This window comes from Deinococcus rhizophilus, assembly GCF_030271215.1.
Lineage (GTDB): Bacteria > Deinococcota > Deinococci > Deinococcales > Deinococcaceae > Deinococcus > Deinococcus rhizophilus.
Genome location: NZ_JASNGB010000289.1, coordinates 1 through 2117 on the forward strand (window position 1 = coordinate 1; position 2117 = coordinate 2117).

General features: G+C 77.1%; 1 protein-coding gene. It reads right to left on the minus strand.

Translation table 11 applies throughout. From position 1 onward, the window contains the following. Positions 1-2117: MG2 domain-containing protein (locus QOL99_RS16660; RefSeq protein ID WP_285525491.1), on the minus strand; the 2117-nt coding region annotated here is incomplete at both ends.

Genomic DNA, 2117 nt, shown 5'->3' on the forward strand with positions numbered 1-2117 from the left:
CGCCCCCACCGCCCCCGCCCCCGTCGGCGGGCGCCCCGGCGCTGGAGCGCACCTCCAGCCGGGGATAGGTGGCCCCCCACAGAAAGCGCCAGGGGTCGGGGCTGGGATCGGGGGCCACGTCGTAGACGGCCTCGTTGACCACTGCCAGCGTGACGAGGCCGGCCGTGCCCTTGCCCCCCGCGCGGGTGTCCACGCTCAGGGTGACCTCCTCGCCGGGGCGGGCCTGCTCGCGGGCGGGCCTGACCGTCACCGCGAGCTGCCGGTCGGGGCGCGGCACGTACAGCAGCCCTGTTCCCACCCGCACGCTCTCGGCCCCCGCCACCGCCGTCGCCTGCACGGTGAAGCCCGGCGAGAGGTCCGGCGTGACCTTCCAGGTCAGCGTCTGGGTGCGGCCCGTCACGCGCACGGTGCGGGTGCTCAGGCGGCCCTCGGCGGCGGCGGTCAGGCGTACCGGGGTGCCTGCGGGCAGGTTCGTCCGCAGGGTCAGGCGGGCGGTGTCGCCGGGCGCGTAGGTGTCGCGGTCGGGGTCCAGCGTCAGGGTGAAGCGGTTGCCGGGCGTCCGGTCGGACGGCTCGGGCACATAGCCCAGGCTCACGGAGGAGCGGGTCAGCCGTCCGGAGGCGTCCCTCGCCTGCAGCCGCAGGGTGTAGCTGCCGGGGGCAGAGGCCGGGGCCGTGACCGTCAGCGTGCCGCCCGCCCCGCTGCGGAGGGTCTGCGTCTGCACGGTGGCCTGCCGCTCGCGGGAGGTGATGCGGCCACCCTGCGCCACCCGCTCCTGCCAGGCCCGCACCACCGTGGCCGTCACCGCCCGGCCGGGAAGGGGCGTGCCCGGTCCCACCGCCCGCACCCGCAGGGTGGCGCTCGCCTTCCCCCCGGTCAGGGTGGGCCAGCGCACGAGTTCCAGCCGCACCCCCGCCGGATGCACCGTGACGGGCACGCTCGCCAGCACGTCGCGTCCGTACTCGTCGCGGGCGCGGGCGTGGACCACGTAGTCGCGGGGCCGGGCGTTCGGCGCGGTGGGGCGCAGGGCCGCCGTGCCCGTCCCGCCCTGGGTCTGCACGCGGGCGGTGGGGGCGCGGTTCATCGGAACGGTCAGGAAGGCCGGGGAACGCCAGATGTCGGGCGAGACCGACTCGAAGTCGGGCCGCCCGGTCACGCCCTGAACGGCTCCCGGCCACAGCTCGGGCTGGTCCGAGCCGCCGAGCAGCGTGAACTCGACGGGCACGGTCGCCCCGCCCCCCTCGTACCGCTCGGCGCGGGCGGTGACGGGCACGCTGCTTCCGGTGACAACCTCACGCGGGGCCGTCACGTCCAGCGTGAACTGCGGTTTGACGAAAGCCTGCACCCGCACCGGAACCGAGCTCACGTCGGGGATGGGCCTGGGGTTGGCCGGGCTGGGCGCGGCGGGCAACTCGGCCTCCAGGCGGTACTCGCCCGTGCGGACGCCCTCCGGCAGCGGGAAGGAGAAGCGGGCGAGGCCGGAAGCGTTCGCGGTCACGCGGGCCTGCGCGAGCACGTCGCTCTGGCCCGACACCAGCCGCACCGTCAGCGCCCCGCGCCAGGGGGTGCGGGTGCCTGCCCCCAGCGAGCGCACGACCGCCAGCCCCTGCAGGGTTTCGCCGGGGCGGTAGACCGGCTTGTCGGTCTGGAGGTAGGCCCGCGCCCGCTCCGGCTCGCCCGCTCCCAGACCGTAGTCGTCCACGCCCAGCACGGCCCGGTGCGTGACCCCGCCCAGCGTGACCCGCCCGCGCAGCCAGAGCCGCTCGCCGTCCCGCAGTCCGAGGCGGGCGAAGCCCCGCGCGTCGGTGGTGACGGGGGCCAGCACGCGCGAGGGACGGTAGCGCCACGCCCCCTCCTGCCGCTGTTCCTCGTCGGTGGGCGGGCGCAGGGCCACCGCACTCAACCGCACGCCGGGGAGGGGTGCGCCCGTGTCCAGCCGGGTCGCCCAGACCTCCACCCCGCCCGGCGTGGCGAGGGTGGTCAGGGCGAGGTCGGTGACCTGCAAGACGGCCGTCGCCAGCGCCTTGGCGGGCGCGTCCGCCCGCGCCGCCGCCACCAGGTACAGGCCCGGCGCGAGCCGCCCCAGCTCCACCTCGGTGCGCTCGCCGCTCGCCTTC